The organism is Arthrobacter sp. P1_B3 (assembly GCF_056406615.1).
In genome coordinates, this window is the sequence record NZ_JBFTZV010000018.1 from 59188 (window position 1) to 78771 (window position 19584).

The window sequence follows — 19584 nt, forward strand, 5'->3', positions numbered from 1 at the left end:
GTGACGGCTGCTCCCATGACACTCGTTGCCGGCGTCGACTCCTCCACCCAAAGCTGCAAGGTGGTGGTCCTGGACGCCGGCAGCGGCACCCTGGTCCGCGAGGGCCGGGCCGCCCACCCGGACGGCACGGAAGTGCACCCCGACCACTGGTGGCGGGCCTTGTCCGCAGCATTCGACGACGCCGGCGGGCTGGCGGACGCCAGCGCGCTCTCGGTGGGGGGCCAGCAGCACGGCATGGTGCTGCTGGACCACGCCGGTGACGTCGTGCGGCCGGCGCTGCTGTGGAACGACACCCGATCGGCGTCGGCCGCGGCCGCACTCACCGACGAAGTGGGGGCCGACGACTTCGCACGCCGGACCGGACTGGTCCCGGTGGCCTCCTTCACCATCACGAAGGTCCGCTGGGTCCGGGACCACGAGCCGGATCTGGCCGACCGGGTGGCGGCCGTCGCACTGCCCCATGACTGGCTGACCTGGCGGCTCCGCGGTTACGGCCCGGCAGCCTCCAGCCCCCTGGGCCCAGACCTCGAACAGCTCACCACCGACCGCTCGGACGCCAGCGGAACCGGCTATTGGAGCCCATCGGCCGGAGAGTACGATCTTGGACTGTTCAAGATCGCCTTCGGCCGGGACGCCAGGGAGGCCACCGGGAACGCCGGGCCGGGGGAACCCGGAACCGTTATTCTGCCGCGGGTTCTCGGCCCCGGCGACACCGCTGGAGCCATCCACCCCGGCTGCTTCGGATCCTCTGCTGAACGGCCAGCCCCGGCGGGTTTCGGCCCGTCGGAATCCGGGCCCCGGATCCTGCTGGGCGCGGGTGCCGGCGACAACGCGGCCGCCGCCCTGGGACTGGGGGCCGAGCCCGGAGACGTGGTGGTGTCCGTGGGCACCAGCGGCACGGTGTTTTCGGTGGCGTCCCGCGCCGTCTCCGATCCCAGCGGAACCGTGGCGGGATTCGCGGACGCCAGCGGCGAGTACCTCCCGATTGCTGTCACGCTGAATGCAGCACGGGTGCTCAGCTCGGTGGCCGGCATCCTGGGCGTGGACTTCGACGAACTTGCGCGTCTTGCCCTGGACGCCGAACCCGGCGCCGGTGGCGTGGTGCTGGTGCCGTACTTCGAAGGTGAGCGCACGCCCAACCTGCCCCACGCCAAAGCCAGCTTCCACGGGCTCAGCATTGCCTCCAGCACACGGAGCAACCTTGCCCGGGCAGCCATCGAAGGCATGCTGAGCGGACTGTCCGGCGGGCTCGATTCCCTCCGGGCGCAAGGCGGCGCCGCAACACGCCTCCTCCTGATCGGCGGCGCCGTGCAGAACCCTGCGGTGCAGTCCATCGCGGCCCAGGTCTTCGATCTGCCGGTCGTGATCCCCAGCCCGGGGGAGTACGTGGCCCGGGGTGCCGCTGTCCAGGCGGCGTGGGCCCACAACGGCAACCGTCCGGATTGGCCTGTCGCGGTGGACGCCGCACCCGCCCCGGACTTCCACCCGGTAATACGGCAAAACTACCTGAGGGCGAGCAGCCACATTGACCCCAGCAACTGAGCCCCTGCTTGCCCGGACTCCACTGCTTGCCTCCGGCCACCAGGACCCGCTCCGTGCCTCCGGCGAACCTGTCCGCTGGGGAGTTGTCTCCACCGGCAGGATCGCGTCCACTGTCACGAGCGACCTCGCCCTGTTGCCGGACGCCGTCCTGCACGCCGTCAGTTCCAGGTCCCGCGCCGGCGCGGAGGAATTCGCCGCCAGGCACGGCTTCCGCCACGCCTACGGCGACGACGGAGGCCTACCGGGGTACGTACGGCTGATCCAGGACCCCGACGTCGACATCGTGTACGTCGCCACACCGCACGCCAGCCATTTCACCGTGGCCAAGGCGGCGCTCGAGGCCGGCAAGCATGTGCTGTGCGAGAAGCCGATGACGCTCAACGCGCGGGACGCCGCTGTCCTGGCCGGGCTGGCCAGGCGCAAAGGGCTGTTCCTGATGGAGGCCGTATGGTCCCGGTTTCTTCCCAGTGTGCAGCGGGCGGCGGAGATCATCGCGTCGGGGGAACTGGGCGAGATCCGGTCGATCCAAGCGGATCTTGGCTTCCCGGCGCCCCGCCATCCGGAGACCCGCCTGTGGCAGCGGGCGGCAGGGGGCGGCGCGTTGATGGACGTCGGCGTATATCCGCTGACCTGGGCGCTCATTGCGTTGGGGGCGCCCCAGTCCCTGACGGCCGCAGCCCACATCACCGGCGACGGAGTGGATGCCGAAACTGCTGTCACCCTCTCCTATCCCTCGGGGGCCCGCGCCCAGTTCATGGTGTCGCTGACCACCGTGTCGGCGCAGGCAGCCACGGTGTCCGGCACGAAGGGCCTAATGCGGTGCAACGCACCGCTGTTCAACCCGACGGAGCTGGCCCTCACCTTCGGCTCGGGAGAGACCCGGCTGGAGACCTTTGTGCCTGCGGGGCATGGGTACACCTATCAGCTGCGCGAGGTGCTCCGCTGCCTTCAACTCGGGCTGACCGAGAGCCCAACTATGCCGCTGGCCGACACACTGATGGTCATGTCGCTGCTCGATGAAGCCCGGCGGCAGGCTGGAATCACCTGCCCGTCGGACTCGTCGGAGGCCACGAACCGGCTCACGGCGGAGGCGGGCGGCAGCCTGTGCCGCGAGGACTAGTGACGCGGCGTGCCCGGCTCCGGGTTCCCGAGAGCAGGAGGCGCCGTCGATTCCCGGACCACAAGGTGGGTGGCCAGTTCCACCCGACGCGAGTCGAGTTCCTCGCCGTTGGCCTGCCGGAGGACGGCGCGCAGGGCGGCGCGGCCCATCTCCTGCAGCGGCTGCGTCACGGTGGTCAAGGCCGGGATGGACTGCTCCGCCTGGTACGTGCCATCGAAGCCCACCAGGCTCAGGTCTTCCGGGATCCGCAGTCCGTGCCTCCGGGCTTCGGCCAGGACGCCGAGGCCGATGCTGTCACTCCCCGCGAAAATGGCTGTCGGTGGCTCGGGGAGGGCCATAAGGGCCTGGAGGCTGCGAATTCCGTGTTCCGGGCGGAACTTGTCCAGCAGGACGTAGTCGGGCCGCACCTGGACTCCGCCGGCCATGAGTGCCGCCATGTAGCCATGGAGGCGCGCCTGGTTGCATTCGGCCGATTCCGGTCCTCCGACGTAAGCGATCCGCCGGTGGCCGAGGCCGAGCAAGTGCTCCGTAGCTTCCTTGCCGCCCGCCCAGTTGGTGGCACCCACGCTGACAACCTCCGGCGGCGGCGGGTTGAGCGGATCGATCACCACTACCGGGATGTGCCGCCGGCGGAAGGCGCTCAGCTGTGCCGTGCTGAAGCCGGAAGTCACCACAATCAAACCGAGCCGGCCTTCATCCAGGATGCGTTGGGCCCGCCGCTCCGGACTGAGCGTCATGGCCGCAGGGTGCCCGGTCACATCGATCAGGACTTGGACGTCAATGGAGGCGGCTTGCTCCAGCACTCCGTTCAGGACCTCGACGGCGTACGCGGAGTACAGCGAGTCGAACACCACTTCCACAATCCCGGTCCGGCCCTCGGCGTGTTTGCGCTGGTGCGTGGACTGGTAGCCCAGCTGCTCGAGTGCCGCCAGGACCTTGGTGCGCGTGCTCTCGGCAACGTCCTCCCGTCCGTTGATGACCTTGGAGACCGTGGGTGAGGAGACGCCGGCCTCCCGGGCGACGGCGGCAAGCGTGGGCCTGCCGGAACCCTGGACTGTTGACACGATGACTCCTGTACTTTCGAAATATTTCGATATGGAGAAGTCTCACCTTGTTTGCCTGGGGCGTCAAGTCTATTTGATCCAAGTGAACCAACGTTTCCGATTTTGCTCTTGACTGTGACTGTTGTCACCACTACTTTAGTTTCAGAAGTCACAAACTTTTACGAAACTTTTCGAAGCTTAGCTCCACCCCATCAGCAGCGGCAGCGCAGCCTTCCTTGTGAGGGTTGGGCTGCCACTCTCACAACCGGGCCATCAGCGCAGACCCCGGAGGACGAATGGAATCCCAGATGAAAAATCGTACGTTTCGCAGTGCCGCGATGGCCCTCTCGGCCGCCGCAGTTTCGATCAGCCTGGCCGCCTGCGGCTCCAGCGGCCCGGCGGGAACTGCCGCCAGCGCAGACTCGGCCACAATGTGGGGGCTGACGGGCGGCAACCAGCCCGTCCTGCAGAAGTCCGTCACTGACTGGAACTCCGCCCATCCGGATTCGTCCATCAAGCTCGATTTTTTTGCGAACGACGCCTACAAGACCAAGGTGCGCACCGCTGTCGGTGCCGGTCAGGGCCCCACCTTCATCTACGGCTGGGGTGGCGGCGTGCTGAAGTCCTACGTGGACGCGGGACAGGTGGATGACCTCTCCGGGTTCCTGGCGGACAACCCCGAGGTCAAGGACCGTTACCTTCCGGCGGTGCTCAAGAACGGTGTCCTCGACGGCAAGACCTATGCCTTGCCGAACAACAATGTGCAGCCTGTGGTGCTCTACTTCAACAAGGACGTTTTCGACAAGGTGGGCGCCGAGGCGCCCAAGACCTGGGAAGAGCTGATGGCACTCGTGCCGAAGTTCAAGGACGCAGGCATTGCCCCGTTCTCACTCGGCGGCCAGTCCAGGTGGCCGGACCTGATGTGGCTGGAGTACCTCGTTGAACGCATCGGCGGCCCGGAGGTCTTCGCCAACATCGCGGCCAACAAGCCCAACGCGTGGTCCGACCCCGCGGTCACCGAGGCGCTGACCAAGATCCAGCAGCTCGTGGACGCGGGCGGCTTCGCCAATGGCTTCTCGTCCATCGCGGCGGACAGCAACGCCGACCAGGCGCTGCTGTACACCGGCAAGGCGGCCATGATCCTGCAGGGCGGCTGGATCTACCAGAGCATGAAGAAGGACGCCGCCGACTTCGTCAAGAGCGGCAAGCTCGGCTACACCACCTTCCCCACGGTTTCCGGCGGCAAGGGGGACCCGACCAACGTGGTGGGCAACCCGTCCAACTTCTGGTCCGTCTCCTCGAAGGCCACCGACGGCCAGAAGAAGGCGGCCCTCGAATACGTCAAGAGCGGCATGTTCTCGGACAGCAACATCCAGGGCCTCATCGACTCCGGGGCCGTGCCGGTGGTCAAGGGCATCGAAAGCAAGCTCGCAGCGTCCCCGGACAAGGACTTCCTGACCTACGTGTATGGCATGGCCAAGAACGCCCCGAGCTTCACGCTCTCCTGGGACCAGGCTCTGAGCCCGGCGCAGGGTGACGCCATGCTGGCCAACCTCGACCAGATCTTCCTGAAGAAGATCACCCCGGAGCAGTTCGTCGCCACGATGAACGCGACGATCGGAAAGTAATCCAGTGTCCACCACATCCGGTTCTTCCCGACAGGCCCTCCAGCCGGGCCCGTCGGGGTGGCTGGCCGCGCCAGCCCTTGCCTTCTTCCTGCTCTTCGCCATCATTCCGCTGGTCGGCGTCTTGTTCCTGAGCTTCACCTCGTGGGACGGCCTGGGCGAGATCAAGCTGGACGGGTTGTCCAGCTGGACAACTGTCCTGACGGACCCCGTCACCGGCAACGCACTGCTGGTGACGGCGAAGATCATGCTCTTCTCGTTCATCGTCCAGGCACCCATCAGCCTGCTCTTGGGGGTCTTCACCGCCGCGGGCCAGAAGTATCGGGCGGCCTTGGCCGTCCTGTACTTCGTGCCGCTGCTGTTGTCCTCGGCCGCCGTCGCCATCGCGTTCAAGGCCCTCCTGGACCCCAACTTCGGCCTGGGCGCCGGGCTTGGGCTGCCGATCCTGGCCCAGGACTGGCTGGGCAATTCAGACCTGGTGCTGTTCGTCGTCGTCTTCGTCATCGCCTGGCAGTTTGTCCCGTTCCACACGCTGATCTACCAAGGCGGCGTGCGTCAGATCCCCGCGTCGCTGTACGAGGCCGCGCAAATCGACGGTGCCGGACGGGTCCAGCAGTTCTTCAACATCACGCTGCCCCAGCTGAAGTACACCATCATCACTTCCTCCACGCTCATGGTGGTCGGATCCCTGGCGTACTTTGACCTCGTCTTCGTCCTCACCGGCGGCGGTCCCGGCTACGCCACGCGGCTGCTCCCGCTGCACATGTACCTCACCGGGTTCAAAGCCAATGACATGGGCGCAGCGAGTGCCCTCGGCGTCATCCTCGTCGTGATCGGTCTGGCTCTCGCCCTGCTGCTGCAGAGGCTGGGCGGCAAGAACCGCAACGCAAGCCAATTGGAAGGTGCCTGATGGCTTCCATCACCCAGCTCCCCGTCCCACCCGCGGCCCCCGCCCGCCCCGCAGTCAGGCCGCGTACGCGGACCAAGGGGCCGGGACGGACACGACCCAACTTCCTCGGCGGCCTCGGCGGCTGGCTCTGGCTGGCCATCATCATCGTCCCCGTCTACTACGTGGTGGTGACGAGCCTGAAAAACCAGGCGGGGTTCTTCACTTCCAACCCGATGATGCCGCCCGCAGAGCCCACCCTGGACAACTACAAACTGGTGGTCGAGAACGACTTCGCCAGATACTTTGCCAACAGCCTCATCGTCACAGTGGGCAGCGTTGTGCCGGCACTGCTGGTTTCCTTCATGGCTGCCTACGCGATCGTCCGCGGCAAGAGCAGGTTCCTCAACTGGACCAACAACCTGTTCCTGCTGGGCCTGGCCATCCCTCTGCACGCCACCATCATCCCCATCTACTGGATGATCACGCGCGCCCATATGTACGACACCCTGCTGGCGCTGATCCTGCCTTCCATCGCCTTCGCCATCCCGATCTCCGTGCTGATCCTGTCCAATTTCATGCGGGACGTGCCCAACGAACTCTTCGAATCCATGCGGCTGGACGGCTGCTCCGACTGGGCCATGATGTGGCGCCTGGCGCTGCCCATGACCAAACCGGCCGTCATCACGGTGGGAATCTACAACGCCCTGCACGTCTGGAACGGCTTCCTGTTCCCGCTGATCCTGACCCAAAGCCCGGCCACCCGGGTGCTGCCGCTGTCCCTGTGGACGTTCCAAGGGGAATTCAGCGTCAACATCCCGGCCGTGCTCGCCGCCGTCGTGCTCGCCACGCTGCCACTGCTGGTGGTCTACATCATCGCCCGGCGCCAGCTGCTCAGCGGCCTCACCGCAGGCTTCAGCAAATAGCGGGCGGGGCCCTTTTCCTGGGGCGCCGCCACCGATCTCCACCCGTCTTTCGAAAGGATTACCGATGACTGACCCGACGAGCCTGCGTGTGGGGATGGTGGGCTATGCGTTTATGGGGGCCGCCCATTCGCACGCGTGGCGGAGCGCGCCGCGGTTCTTTGACCTGCCGCTGCACCCGGAACTGACCGCGGTCGCGGGCCGGAACCCCGACGGGGTGCGGGCCGCGGCGGCGAAGCTGGGCTGGGAATCCTATGAGACGGACTGGCGGGCGTTGATCGAGCGGGAGGACATCGACCTGATCGATATCTGCACCCCGGGCAACACGCACGCCGAGATCGCGATCGCGGCGCTCGAAGCCGGCAAGCATGTCCTGTGCGAGAAGCCGCTGGCGAACTCCGTGGCCGAGGCCGAACGGATGGCCGCGGCCGCGGAGGCCGCGGCGGCCCGGGGCGTGTACTCGATGTGCGGGTTCAGCTACCGGCGCACCCCGGCCCTGGCCCTGGCCCGGCGGATGCTCGCCGAGGGCCGGCTCGGGCAGATCCGGCACGTGCGGGCCCAGTACCTGCAGGACTGGCTCACCGACCCGGACGCGCCGCTGACCTGGCGGCTGGACAAATCCAAGTCCGGCTCCGGCGCGCTCGGGGATATCGGGGCGCATAGCATCGATGCCGCCCAATGGATCACCGGACTCAACATCACCGGGGTCTCGGCGCTGCTGGAAACCTTCGTCAAGGACCGGCCCCTGGCCGGGGACCTCGTGGGCCTGGGCGGGCACGGCGCCACCGGCGCCGAGCGCGGGCCGGTCACCGTGGACGACGCCGCCATCTTCACCGCCCGCTTCGCCGCCGCCAACGGCGGGGAAACAGCCGCCAACGGCGGCGGAAGCGGCACCCACGGGTCCGGCGCCGGGCCGGTCGGGGTGTTCGAGGCCACCCGGTTCGCGCTGGGCCGGAAGAACGCCATGCGCCTGGAACTGAACGGCACCGCCGGGTCGCTGGCCTTCGACTTCGAGGACATGAACGCCCTGTCCGTCTACGACGCCGCCGACGGCCCCGACGCCGGGTTCCGCAAGATCCTGGTCACCGAACCCGAACACCCCTACACCGGGAACTGGTGGCCCACCGGCCACGGACTGGGCTACGAACACCTCTTCACCCACCAGGTGGTCGACCTCATCCACGCCATCAACGCCGGCCGGCCCCCGGCACCGTCCTTCGCCGACGCCCTCCAGGTCCAAAAAGTCCTCGCCGCCATCGAAACCAGCGCCCACAACGACAGCCACTGGCACCACGTCTGAGAGGAAACACCATGACACGACCCATCACCCTCTTCACCGGCCAGTGGGCCGACCTGCCCTTCGAAGAGGTGGCGCGGCTCGCCGGCGAGTGGGGCTTTGACGGCCTGGAGATCGCCTGCTGGGGTGACCACCTGGACCCGCAGCGGGCCGTCGAGGACGACGCCTATCTCCAAGGCCGGCTGGACATCCTGGACAAGCACCAGCTCAAGGTCCATGCGATTGCCAATCACCTCACCGGACAGGCCGTCTGCGACGACCCGATCGACGAGCGTCACGAGGGTATTCTTCCTGCCCACGTGTGGGGCGACGGCGACGCCGAAGGGGTCCGCACCCGCGCCGCCGAGGCCATGAAGACCACGGCCCGCGCGGCCGCCAGGCTTGGCGTGCAGACCGTCACCGGGTTCACCGGATCCTCGATCTGGAAATGCGTTGCCATGTTCCCGCCCGCCTCGGACGCCATGATCGAACGCGGCTACCAGGACTTCGCAGACCGCTGGAATCCGATCCTCGACGTCTTCGACGAGGAAGGGGTCCGTTTCGCCCTCGAGGTACACCCGTCCGAAATCGCCTACGACTACTGGACCGCCAAGCGCACCTTGGAAGCCGTCGGCCACCGGGAGAGCTTCGGCTTGAACTTCGACCCGTCCCACTTCCTCTGGCAGGACCTGGACCCTGTCATGTTCCTGCAGGACTTCGCCGACAAGATCTTCCACGTCCATGTCAAGGAATCCGTCCGGCAGCTCAACGGCCGCAACGGACGGCTCGGCTCCCACCTGCCCTGGGCCGACCCGCGCCGCGGGTGGGACTTCGTCACGGCCGGCCACGGCGACGTCAATTGGGAGCCGATATTCCGGACCCTGAACGCCATCGGATATCGGGGACCCACCAGCGTCGAGTGGGAGGACGCCGGCATGGACCGTCTGGTCGGCGCACCGCAGGCCCTAGCTCTGGTCAAGGAACTTGCCACGATCACACCGCCCGCGGCCGCGTTCGATGCGGCCTTCGCCGCCCGCTGAGCCAGCCGCGGCCACAACAAACCAACAACAGAGGAACCCCATGACAATCGACCAAAAAACCGCCCTCGTGGTGCGCGGCGGCTGGGACGGGCACCAGCCCGTTGCGGCCACCGAGGAATTCATCCCGTACCTGCAAGCCAACGGCTACGAGGTCCGGGTGGAGGAATCGCCCAAGATCTACGCCGACGCCGACTTCATGGCGGGCGTGGACCTGATCCTGCAGTGCGTGACCATGTCCACCATCGAAAAGGACGAGTTCGAGGGGCTCCGGGCCGCCGTCGAAAACGGCACAGGCCTGGCCGGCTGGCACGGCGGCATCGCGGATTCTTACCGAGACACGTCCGACTACCTGCACCTGATCGGCGGCCAGTTTGCCTGCCACCCGGGAAAGCACCCGGACGAGCGCACTGGCGGGCAGCCCGACAACTACGTCCCGTACACAGTCAACATGCTCCCGGCAGCCGCCGAGCATCCAATCACTGCCGGTCTCGACGATTTCGATCTCGTCACCGAACAGTACTGGGTCCTCGCCGACGACTACATCGACGTCCTGGCCACCACCACCCAGAAAGTCCGCGAATGGGACCCTTGGCACCGCGAGGTCACCTCGCCCGCCATCTGGACCCGGCAATGGGGAAAGGGCAGGATTTTCGTCTGCACCCCGGGACACCGCGTCGAAATCCTCCAGGACAGCAATGTCCGCACCATCATCGAAAGGGGCCTGCTGTGGGCAAGCCGGTAAACGTTGGAATCATCGGCTGCGGAGCCATCATCGTCCAGTACCTGGTGAACTTCCGCCGGCTCGAGGACATCAACCTCGTCGCCGTCGCGGACCTGAATCCTGCCCGGGCGCAGGCTGTGGCCGACTCCTACGACGGCGTCCGGGCGCTCACAGTGGACGCGCTCCTGGCGGCCGACGACGTCGAACTCGTCCTGAACCTGACCATCCCGGCAGCCCACGCCGAGGTCGCACTGCGGGCGATTGCCGCCGGCAAATCCGTCTACGGCGAGAAGCCCCTCGCGGCCACAACCGCGGAGGCCCGGCAGGTCCTGGATGCTGCCCGGACGGCCGGCGTCGCGGTCGGCTGCGCCCCTGACACCGTGCTCGGCACCGGGATCCAGACCGCCCGGAAAGCCATCGACGACGGGCTGATCGGCAGGCCCATCTCCGCGACCGCCACGATGGTCACGCCCGGGCATGAGCGCTGGCACCCGAACCCGGACTTCTATTACCAGCCCGGTGGCGGCCCGCTACTGGACATGGGACCGTACTACGTCTCGGCCCTGGTCACGTTGCTCGGACCCGTGGTCTCGGTGATCGGCGCCGCCAGCCACACCCGCGGTGAACGGACCATTGGATCGGGCCCGCGCGCAGGCCAGAGCGTGCCGGTGGCGATCGATACCCACGTCACCGGCGTCCTGGTCCACGCCTCGGGGGCCTTGTCCACGCTGGTGATGAGCTTCGACGCCGTGAAGACCAGGAGCCCCAACATCGAAATCCATGGGGAACGCGGGTCCCTCGTGGTCCCGGATCCCAACCACTTCGACGGCGACGTCCAGCTCTTCGCCCTAGGCGCGGAGGACTGGCAGGCCCTTCCGGTTTCTGCCGGCTATGAGGACTCGGGGCGCGGCTTCGGCGTCGCGGACTTCATCCGCACCCCGGCCGGCCAGGAGCCACGGGCAGGCGGAGTCCTGGCATTCCACGCCCTGGAAGTGATGGAGTCCGTGCTCGAGTCGGCGCACACGGGAACGCCTGTCCGGATCGCCAGCACAGCAGTCCGGCCCGCTCCGGTCGAACTGGCTGCCATCGCGGAGTCTCCCGTGGCGGTCACCTCGTAGCGTCCGCTCGGCTGCTCCCTCCCAGCCCGCCCCACCCGTGCCCGGCCGAAATCGCCGGAAACCCACGAGTTCGCCGGAACGTTCCGGCGAGCGCGCAGGTTTCCGGCGATTTCGCGCGCCCGGGGGAGACGCGCCCGGGAGATGACGCGGGGAAGAAGCCTCAGTCCGTGGCGGCCTGGTCGGCGTCGAACCCGGCCAGGAGGCGCCGGGACGCCGTGTCCATGTGGGAGCGCATGGCTGCCGTCACGGCGGCCTCGTCCCTCGATTCCAGGGCCCGGAAGATTTCCCGATGCTCGGCCAGGGCCGCGGCCGCGTGCCCTTCATCCGTCAAGGCGCGGTCTACCCAGATGCGCAGGAGCGAGCGGATGCTCTGCAGCAGTTCCTGCAGGACCTGGTTGCCGGAGGCGGCGGCAATCTCGCGGTGGAAGGCGGCGTCGGCCTCCACGAACGTGGCGAGGTCATCGAGGCTGTGTTCCATGGTGGCCAGATTTTGGCGCATCCGGTCCAGGGCGTCGTCGGTGGTCCGCTGGGCCGCCAACTGGCCGGCCTGAACCTCAAGTCCGCCGCGCAGTTCCACGAGTTCGCGTGTGCGCGGGGCGCCCAGCATGAGGCCCCAGCTCAGCGTGCGGGGGAGGAGCTCGGAAATGCCGTCGCGAAGGTAGGTTCCGGAACCGGGGCGGACGATGACAATCCCGAGGATCTCCAGTGCTGCGAGGGCTTCGCGGACCGCGGAGCGTCCCACCCCCAGCGAGGCGGCGAGCTGGCGTTCGGCCGGCAGGCGGGTCCCGACGGCGATCTCGCCGCTCGTGAAGTACCCAAGAAGGCGTTCCGCGACCTCGGATACAACCGAGCCTTGCTCCATGGAACCGAGTGCGGCACTTATTTTGGCCGTTGAAGCGGCGGAATTTACGGACACCTTCACAGCGTAACAACCCGGACCAGCCGAGCCATGCAGAGGTCCGTCTGTGAAATAAACATGTCAACCGGTTGACCAATTTGGGATGAACGCCTTATGGTTTTTATCACACGCTTAGTTAGGGCCTGGCCAGTCCTCCGGACTACGCGATGAGACCAATCCCCAAGCTTCCAGCGCAGGAAGCGGTCGGGACATCAACATCTAGGAGTCAATGTGGACACCACTCAGTCAGTGGTCGAAAGATCTGCAATCAAGAAGGTGGCAGTGCGGCTGGTGCCGTTTGTCGCTCTCATGTTCTTCATCAACTATCTCGACCGCACGGCCATCTCCTTCGCCGGCCCCAACGGCATGAACGCCGATCTCGCCCTCTCGGCGGCCCAGTTCGGCTTCGCCTCCGGCGTCTTCTTCATTGGCTACATCCTGCTGGAAGTCCCCAGCAACCTTGCCCTGCACAAGTTCGGCGCCCGCCGCTGGCTGGCCCGCATCATGGTCAGCTGGGGTATCGTCTCCCTCCTCTTCACTTGGGTGGGCAGCGTGGAGCAGCTCTACGTCCTGCGCTTCATCCTGGGTGTGGCCGAGGCCGGATTCTTCCCCGGCGCCATCCTCTTCCTCAGCCTGTGGGTCCCGTCCCGTCACCGCAGCAAGATCCTGGCCCTGTTCTACCTGGCCCAGCCGCTGACTACCGTCATCGGAGCCCCGCTTGCCGCCCTCCTCATCCAGCAGCATGGCCTCTTCGGCCTCGAAGGCTGGCGCGTCATGTACTTCGGCGTGGCCATTCCCGCCATCCTGATCGGCATCGCGGCCTGGTTCTACCTCGCGGATTCCCCGGCCAAGGCCAAGTGGCTGAGCGCTGACGAGAAGACCTGGCTGACCGGAGCGCTGGAGAAGGAAAAGAACGCAACCGCCGCCAGCAATAACCACGGCAGCGTCCGCACCGTCTTTGGCAACGGCCGCGTCTGGATGCTCGCCCTGATCTACTTCGGCTTCATCTACGGCCTGTACGCGCTCGGTTTCTTCCTGCCGACCATCATCTCCGGCTTCGAAGGCCTGTACGGCGCAAAGTTCGACGTCTTCCAGAAGGGCCTGATCACGGCCATCCCGTACCTGCCGGCAGCCTTTGCCCTGTACTTCTGGTCCAAAGACGCCACTAAACGCGGTGTGAAGACTTGGCACATCGCCGTCCCCGCCCTCGTCGGCGGCCTGAGCATCCCGCTGGCACTCTTCGCGGGATCGCCGGCGGCGACGATCGCGATCATCACCCTCACTGCGATGTCCATCTTCGCGGCCCTGCCGAACTTCTGGACGGTCCCCACCCAGTTCCTCACCGGCGCCGCGGCCGCCGCCGGCATCGCCCTGATCAACACCGTGGGCAACCTGGCAGGCTTCAGCGCCGGCTACATCACCGGCTGGCTCAAGGACTGGACCGGCAGCTACAACGTGCCCATGCTCGTGGTGGGTGGCTTCATGATCCTTTCGGCCATCCTCATGGTGGTGCTTGCCCGCAGCGGTGCTGCCAATGGAACGGCCGTCGACGTCGCCCCTGAGGCCGGGGAGTCCGAGGCCGGGGAGTCCGAGGCCGCGGAGTCGGCTGCCGCCCGCTAACGGACGCAGCGCGCTCCCAACAATCCGGTGCCCGCCGCGTGCCACACAGCCGCGGCGGGCACCCACCAAGCAGCTTTCCCTCTTCCAGGAGTACCCCATGACCCGCCTGTTCAATGACCCCGCAGCCTTCGCTGACGAAATGATCGAGGGCTTCGTCGCCTCCCACAGCCGCTGGGTCAGGCGCGTTTCCGGCGGCGTCGTCCGCAACACCCAAAGCACCCCCAGCACCGTGGCGCTCGTGATTGGCGGCGGCTCCGGCCACTACCCCGCATTCGCCGGACTCGTCGGCCAGGGCCTGGCCCACGGCGCCGCCATGGGCAATCTCTTCGCCTCCCCGTCCGCGCAGCAGATCTACAACGTAGCGAAGGCCGCCAACAACGGCGGCGGCGTCCTTCTGGGCTACGGCAACTACGCAGGCGATGTCCTGCACTTCAACCAGGCCCAGGCCCGGCTCCGCGCCGAAGGCATCGACTGCCGCAGCATCGCCGTCACAGACGACGTCTCCTCCGCCCCGCCGGCCGAGCATGCCAAGCGCCGCGGGATCGCCGGCGACCTTACGGTCTTCAAGGTGGCCGCCGCCGCTGCCGAGGCCGGCTACAGCATGGACCGGACCATCGAGATCGCCGAGCGCGCCAACCACCGGACCCGCTCCTTCGGCGTGGCTTTCACCGGTTGCACCCTGCCCGGGGCGGACCACCCGCTCTTCTCCGTCCCCGAGGGCCGGATGGCCGTCGGGATGGGCATCCACGGCGAACCCGGTATCGGGGAGACAGACATCCCGACGGCGGACGAGCTCGCCGAGCTCCTGGTCGCCAAGCTCCTCACCGAAATCCCCGAGCGCCTGCCCGGCGAAGCCGCAGGCGCTGCTGCCCGGTCCCGCGTGGTCCCCATCCTCAACGGCCTCGGCAGCGTCAAATACGAGGAACTCTTCGTCGTCTACCGCCGCGTCGCCCAGCTCCTGGCCGAAGCCGGACTGGAAGCCGTGGACCCGCAGGTGGGCGAACTCGTCACGAGCTTCGACATGGCCGGCACCTCCCTCACCCTCTTCTGGCTCGACGAGGAACTCGAAACCCTCTGGCACGCCCCCGCCGACGCCCCGGCCTTCCGCCGCGGCGCCGTCACCGCGGACGCCCTCGAGCCCGCCGACTTCACCGACCCGGCCGAGATCGAAGCGTCCATCCCGGATGCCTCCGACGAATCCCGCGCCGGCGCCATCCGGGTTCTGGCCGCGCTGGGCGCCGCGAAGAACGTCGTGGACGCCAACGCCGAGGAACTCGGCCGGATCGACGCCGTCGCCGGCGACGGCGACCACGGCATCGGCATGGAACGCGGCGTCCGTGCCGCCGTCGACGCCGCTGCGGCCGCCGTCGCCCGCGGCGCGGGAGCCGCGACCACCCTTCACCTCGCCGGAGATGCCTGGGCAGATAAGGCCGGCGGCACCTCCGGTGCGCTGTGGGGCATGGCCTTGCGGGCGGTCGGGGATGCGCTCGGAAACACCAACGCCCCCGACGCCGGCGCTGTCGCCGCCGGAGTCGCAGGCGCCGCGGCCGCAATCATGGACTTCGGCAAAGCCACACCGGGCGACAAGACCCTGGTGGATGTCCTGGTCCCGTTCCGCGACGCCCTCGCCGGCGGCGTGGACGCCGGGCAGTCCCTTGCTGACTCCTGGGGCGCCGCCGCCACCGTTGCGCAGCAGGCCGCGGAAGACACCGCCCAGCTTCTGCCCCTCATGGGACGCGCCCGCCCGCACGCCGAGAAGAGCCTCGGCACGCCGGACGCGGGAGCGGTGTCCATGGCACTGATCGTCCGAGCAATTCACAACACCCTCGTCGAGGAAAAATCTGTCAAGGAGAACGCATGAGCGCCAAGCTGCGCCTGGTCATCGGGTCTGACGACGCCGGATTCGAATACAAGGAAGCCCTCAAGGCGGACCTGGAGGCCAACGGGCTGGTCGACTCCGTTACCGACGTCGGAGTGGATGCCACCAGCCACACCCCCTACCCCTCCGTGGCCATCGCCGCCGCCGAACTCATCGCCTCCGGCGAGGCGGACCGCGCCCTCCTGGTCTGCGGCACCGGCCTGGGCGTGGCCATCGCGGCGAACAAGGTCCCGGGCATCCGCGCCGTCACAGCCCACGACAGCTTCTCGGTGGAACGCTCCGTCCTGAGCAACAATGCCCAGGTCCTCACCTTCGGCCAGCGCGTCGTCGGCCTGGAACTCGCCCGCAGGCTCGCCCGCGAGTGGCTCACTTACACCTTCGACGAAACCTCGGCCTCGGCCGAGAAAGTCACACTGATTAAGGACTACGAGGGTGTCACTTCCTGCTAACCCCGCCGCACGCGGGACAGACACAGCCGCCGGCCGTGCCGCCGACACACGGCCCAGGGCCGTCATCGGCGTCAGCCTGAAAATGTACTTCGGCTACCAGCGCACGCTGGACTACTGCCGCGAGGTCGCCGCCGTCGCCCTGTCACACCCTGCCGTGCAGAGCGGCGAGATCGAACTGTTTGTCCTGCCCGCACTGCCGGCACTGCCGGATGCAGCCCGGATCCTCGGCGTGGCCGGGGCCGGCGCCGGCGCGCAGGACATTTTCTGGGAAGACGAAGGCGCCTACACCGGCGAGGTTTCCGGCCGGACGGTCGCCGAACTCGGCGGACGCTACGCCGAAGTTGGCCATGCCGAGCGGCGCCGGATCTTCGGCGAGGATGACAGGACGATCGGCCTCAAGACCGCCGCCGCTTACCGCAACAGACTCACCCCGGTACTCTGCGTCGGGGAGCTGCAGCCCGGCTCGGTGGAGGAAGCCATCCGGCACTGCATGGCGGACATAGACGCCGCGCTCAACCGGGCACGGTCCCTGGGACCGGCAACCCGGACCATCGTGGCCTACGAACCGCAATGGGCCATCGGGGCCCCGGAGCCCGCCACGCCGGAGTACATCAGCGCCGTCATCGCCGGACTGGACGCGCACCTGCGCGCCCTGCCGGGCCAGACCGAGAGCAGGGTCATTTACGGCGGCAGCGCCGGACCCGGCCTGATCAGCCGGCTGGACATGTCCGTCGCCGGGCTGTTCCTGGGCCGCTTCGCCCACGACCCGCAGGCGCTCAGGACCATCCTGGACGAAACCGCCGCACGCCTGGGACTTCTGCTGACGGCGGGTGGCCGGCCATGAGCTCCACCACAAGGCTCAGTTCCAGCATTGGCGAGGGCTCGAGCATCGGCCAGGATTCAGGAATCCGTTCAAGAATCGGGCTCAGCAGCTACGCCTTCTTCTGGCAGCTCTCGGACCGGGTCGCCGCACCCCTGACCCTCCACGAAGCACTGGCCGAGACTGCAGCCCTGGGCGTGGACCTCTTCCAGATCTGCGACTACGCCCCGCTGGAAACCATGACGGACGCCGAACTGGAAGCCGTGCGGGCCACGGCCGATGCCCTGGGGATCTCCCTGGAGCTCGGCACCAAGGGCATCCGGCCGGAGCATCTGCGGAAGTTCCTGCGGATCGCCGGGATCCTGGGCGCGCCGCTTTTGCGGACCATGTTCAACGTCCCGGGCCACACCCCGGACGCGGACGAGGCCGTGGCCGTCTTCACCGGGGTCCTGCCCGAGTTCGAGGCGGCCGGGGTGAAGATCGCCGTGGAGACCTACGAACAGGTCCCCACCTCCCGCGTCCTGGACGTCATCGCCCGGGTGAACAGCCCCTCCCTGGGCATTTGCAGCGATCCCGCCAACACCGTGGCGGCGCTGGAATCCCCGCGCGAGGTGATTGACGCCGTCGCGCCGTATGTCCTGAACATGCACATCAAAGACTTTGCGTTCAGCCGCAAGGAGGGGTGGGTCGGGTTTACCTATTCCGGCGCTCCCCTCGGCGAAGGCCTCCTGGACTATGCCTACATGGCCCGGAAGCTGCAGCCCAAAGAAAGAAATATCAACCAGATCATCGAGCACTGGCTGCCGTGGCAGGCCTCCGAAGAAGAGACCATCCGCCTCGAAAAGCAGTGGACCCAGCAAAGCCTCGATTTCCTAAGGAGTAACTGAAATGTCAGCAGAACAATTGACCGTCGCCGTCATCGGAGCCGGAGGCAAAATGGGGCTGCGTGTTTCAGCCAACCTCCAGAAGAGCGCCCACACCGTCTTCTACAGCGAAAACTCGCCGGCCGGCCAGGACCGCGTCCGCGCCGAAGGCCGGGACATCAGCACCATCGAGGACGCCATCAAGGACGCCGACGTCGTGATCCTCGCCGTCCCGGACACCGTCCTGGGTGTCGTGTCCCACGGCGTAGTTCCCCAGATGAAGTCCGGCGCCATCCTGCTCACCCTCGACCCGGCCGCCGCCTACGCCGGCCTGCTCGCCAAGCGCGACGACGTCGTCCAGGCCGTGGCCCACCCGTGCCACCCCTCGGTGTTCCTCGAGCGCACCACCAAGGAAGAATGGGCCGACACCTTCGGCGGCCAGGGCGCCCCGCAGAACGTGGTCGCCGCGATCGACGAGGACGCCACCGAGGCCGCCCGCGCCGCCGCCGAGGCCACCATCAAGGTCATCTACGCCCCGGTGATCGACGTCCACTGGGTCACCGTCAAGCAGCTCGCCATCCTTGAGCCCACCCTGGTGGAGACGGTCGCCTGCATGATCGGCACCCTGCTCAAGGAAGCCCTGCACGAGACCGTGCACACGGCCGGCGTCCCGGAAGAGGCTGCCAAGGCCATGCTGTTCGGGCACGTCCAGATCGCCCTGACCAACGCCCTGCGCGGCTCCAACCCGTTCTCCGAGGCCTGCGAGATCGCCATCCAGTACGGCAAGGACACCATCATCAAGGACGACTGGAAGAAGATCTTCGACGACTCCGAGCTCGACTACGTCATCGCCAAGATGCTCAAGCTCGAGCCCGCCGTCCAGAGCTGACCTAGCGGACTATGCCGCCGGCCCAAGCCCGGCCGAATTCGCCGGAAACCCGACCGTTCGCCGGAAACTTGCGGCGAGTTCGCAGGTTCCGGCGAGTTCGGGCGGTGGGCGGGGCTGGGCTGGGATCGGCAGGGCGTGGCGGCTGGGCCGGCGTCGGGAGGAAGAATCAGATGGTGCGCCGGGCCCTGGCCAGGTTCTCGGCCAGCTGGGCCGCGTTCTGCCGGATCACGTAGGCAGGGCGGTCCCGTTCCGTGCGCCAGCTTTCGGACAGCGGGCCCATATTGACGGTGTCGAAGCCGAATTCGTCATAGAGCCTGGTCACAAGCTCAGCCGCTTCCGGGAAATCGCTCGCCGTGGCAAGGGCCCGGCGGTTGGGTGTGCCGGCCGGTGCGCCGTCTGTGGTGATCTGGGAGGACCTGATGTGGTTGAAGGCCTTGGCCACTTTGGACTGAGGCAGGTGCTCCTGCAGCAAGCCGGAGGTGGTGGCCTCGCCGGCATCCAGGGCGGGAAAATGCCCGTCCCTTTCCCAGTAGTAGTTGTTGGTGTCGAGGACGACCTTGCCCGCCAGCGGCTCCACGGGCACGTCCTGGATGCTCCTAAGCGGCACGCTGACGACGGCGAAGTCGCCGGCAGTTGCCGCTTCGGCCGGCGTTGCGGCCCGGGCTTTGGGCCCCAGTTCGGCGACGAGGTCCGCCAGGGTTTCCGGCCCCCGCGAGTTGCTGATCACGACGTCGTAGCCTAGCTCCACGGCCTTGCGGGCGAGCTGGCCGCCAATGTGTCCTGCGCCGATGATTCCGATTGTTGTCATGTCGGGGCCAACACGCAGGCAGGCGGAGATATTTCGCCCGTCACCGGCTGTGTGCGCCCGGGAC

The 19584-nt window shown here is 67.4% G+C and carries 18 protein-coding genes; 15 read left to right on the top strand and 3 right to left on the bottom strand.

Annotated elements, in window-relative coordinates:
* The first annotated feature begins 15 nt into the window (after window positions 1-15).
* On the top strand, window positions 16-1542 hold the full coding sequence (locus AC1D2F_RS17370) for a xylulokinase (RefSeq protein ID WP_476967267.1): 1527 nt from the start codon (window positions 16-18) through the stop codon (window positions 1540-1542).
* Window positions 1526-2662 (top strand): Gfo/Idh/MocA family protein, encoded by a 1137-nt coding sequence (locus AC1D2F_RS17375; protein ID WP_229995850.1) that lies wholly within the window; start codon window positions 1526-1528, stop codon window positions 2660-2662. The genes AC1D2F_RS17370 and AC1D2F_RS17375 overlap by 17 nt, the downstream gene beginning before the upstream one ends.
* Here the strand turns inward: AC1D2F_RS17375 and AC1D2F_RS17380 are convergent.
* Window positions 2659-3726 carry a LacI family DNA-binding transcriptional regulator gene (locus AC1D2F_RS17380; RefSeq protein ID WP_229995851.1) on the bottom strand — a complete coding sequence of 356 codons (1068 nt, stop codon included), beginning with the start codon at window positions 3724-3726 and terminating at the stop codon, window positions 2659-2661. The two genes, AC1D2F_RS17375 and AC1D2F_RS17380, sit on opposite strands and share 4 nt — an antisense overlap.
* 287 nt (window positions 3727-4013) lie before the next feature.
* On the opposite strand from AC1D2F_RS17380, the gene AC1D2F_RS17385 reads away from it, so the two are divergent.
* The 7 genes from AC1D2F_RS17385 (at window position 4014) to AC1D2F_RS17415 (ending at window position 11294) form a co-directional block, all read left to right on the top strand.
* Window positions 4014-5333 carry an extracellular solute-binding protein gene (locus AC1D2F_RS17385; RefSeq protein ID WP_229995852.1) on the top strand — a complete coding sequence of 440 codons (1320 nt, stop codon included), beginning with the start codon at window positions 4014-4016 and terminating at the stop codon, window positions 5331-5333.
* A 4-nt stretch (window positions 5334-5337) separates the two neighbouring features.
* Entirely contained in the window at window positions 5338-6240 is a 903-nt protein-coding gene (locus tag AC1D2F_RS17390; RefSeq protein WP_476967268.1) for a carbohydrate ABC transporter permease, read from the top strand.
* Window positions 6240-7142, top strand: coding sequence for a carbohydrate ABC transporter permease (locus tag AC1D2F_RS17395; protein WP_364744118.1), 903 nt, complete (start codon window positions 6240-6242; stop codon window positions 7140-7142). The genes AC1D2F_RS17390 and AC1D2F_RS17395 overlap by 1 nt, the downstream gene beginning before the upstream one ends.
* A gap of 64 nt (window positions 7143-7206) precedes the next feature.
* On the top strand, window positions 7207-8439 hold the full coding sequence (locus tag AC1D2F_RS17400) for a Gfo/Idh/MocA family protein (RefSeq protein ID WP_476967269.1): 1233 nt from the start codon (window positions 7207-7209) through the stop codon (window positions 8437-8439).
* 11 nt (window positions 8440-8450) lie between these two features.
* The gene (locus tag AC1D2F_RS17405; protein WP_364744114.1) at window positions 8451-9455 is read left to right on the top strand and encodes a sugar phosphate isomerase/epimerase family protein; all 1005 of its coding nucleotides are present in this window, start codon (window positions 8451-8453) and stop codon (window positions 9453-9455) included.
* A 40-nt stretch (window positions 9456-9495) separates the two neighbouring features.
* The gene (locus AC1D2F_RS17410) at window positions 9496-10197 is read left to right on the top strand and encodes a ThuA domain-containing protein (RefSeq protein WP_229996120.1); all 702 of its coding nucleotides are present in this window, start codon (window positions 9496-9498) and stop codon (window positions 10195-10197) included.
* Complete coding sequence (locus AC1D2F_RS17415; protein WP_229996121.1) at window positions 10182-11294, top strand: Gfo/Idh/MocA family protein; 1113 nt, start codon at window positions 10182-10184, stop codon at window positions 11292-11294. The genes AC1D2F_RS17410 and AC1D2F_RS17415 overlap by 16 nt, the downstream gene beginning before the upstream one ends.
* A gap of 160 nt (window positions 11295-11454) precedes the next feature.
* Here AC1D2F_RS17415 and AC1D2F_RS17420 read toward each other — a convergent pair whose 3' ends face one another.
* Window positions 11455-12210: a FadR/GntR family transcriptional regulator gene (locus AC1D2F_RS17420; RefSeq protein ID WP_364744106.1), complete on the bottom strand. Its 756-nt coding sequence runs from the start codon at window positions 12208-12210 to the stop codon at window positions 11455-11457.
* A gap of 213 nt (window positions 12211-12423) precedes the next feature.
* Here AC1D2F_RS17420 and AC1D2F_RS17425 point away from each other — a divergent pair, with 213 nt between their 5' ends.
* From AC1D2F_RS17425 to AC1D2F_RS17450, 6 genes are all read left to right on the top strand, one after another.
* A complete protein-coding gene (locus AC1D2F_RS17425; RefSeq protein WP_229994702.1) occupies window positions 12424-13812 on the top strand; it encodes an MFS transporter in 1389 nt (462 codons plus the stop codon).
* A 97-nt stretch (window positions 13813-13909) separates the two neighbouring features.
* The gene (locus tag AC1D2F_RS17430) at window positions 13910-15673 is read left to right on the top strand and encodes a dihydroxyacetone kinase family protein (protein ID WP_476967270.1); all 1764 of its coding nucleotides are present in this window, start codon (window positions 13910-13912) and stop codon (window positions 15671-15673) included.
* Complete coding sequence (locus tag AC1D2F_RS17435) at window positions 15670-16140, top strand: ribose-5-phosphate isomerase (protein WP_229994700.1); 471 nt, start codon at window positions 15670-15672, stop codon at window positions 16138-16140. The genes AC1D2F_RS17430 and AC1D2F_RS17435 overlap by 4 nt, the downstream gene beginning before the upstream one ends.
* Window positions 16124-16984 (top strand): triose-phosphate isomerase family protein, encoded by an 861-nt coding sequence (locus tag AC1D2F_RS17440; RefSeq protein ID WP_229994699.1) that lies wholly within the window; start codon window positions 16124-16126, stop codon window positions 16982-16984. The genes AC1D2F_RS17435 and AC1D2F_RS17440 overlap by 17 nt, the downstream gene beginning before the upstream one ends.
* Window positions 16985-17046: 62 nt before the next feature.
* Window positions 17047-17847 carry a sugar phosphate isomerase/epimerase family protein gene (locus AC1D2F_RS17445; RefSeq protein WP_476967286.1) on the top strand — a complete coding sequence of 267 codons (801 nt, stop codon included), beginning with the start codon at window positions 17047-17049 and terminating at the stop codon, window positions 17845-17847.
* A gap of 1 nt (window position 17848) precedes the next feature.
* On the top strand, window positions 17849-18712 hold the full coding sequence (locus AC1D2F_RS17450) for a phosphogluconate dehydrogenase C-terminal domain-containing protein (RefSeq protein WP_476967271.1): 864 nt from the start codon (window positions 17849-17851) through the stop codon (window positions 18710-18712).
* 166 nt (window positions 18713-18878) lie between these two features.
* Here the strand turns inward: AC1D2F_RS17450 and AC1D2F_RS17455 are convergent, their stop codons facing one another.
* Window positions 18879-19520, bottom strand: a complete 642-nt coding sequence (locus AC1D2F_RS17455) for an NADPH-dependent F420 reductase (RefSeq protein WP_476967272.1) — start codon at window positions 19518-19520, stop codon at window positions 18879-18881.
* Between the last annotated feature and the right edge of the window lie 64 nt (window positions 19521-19584).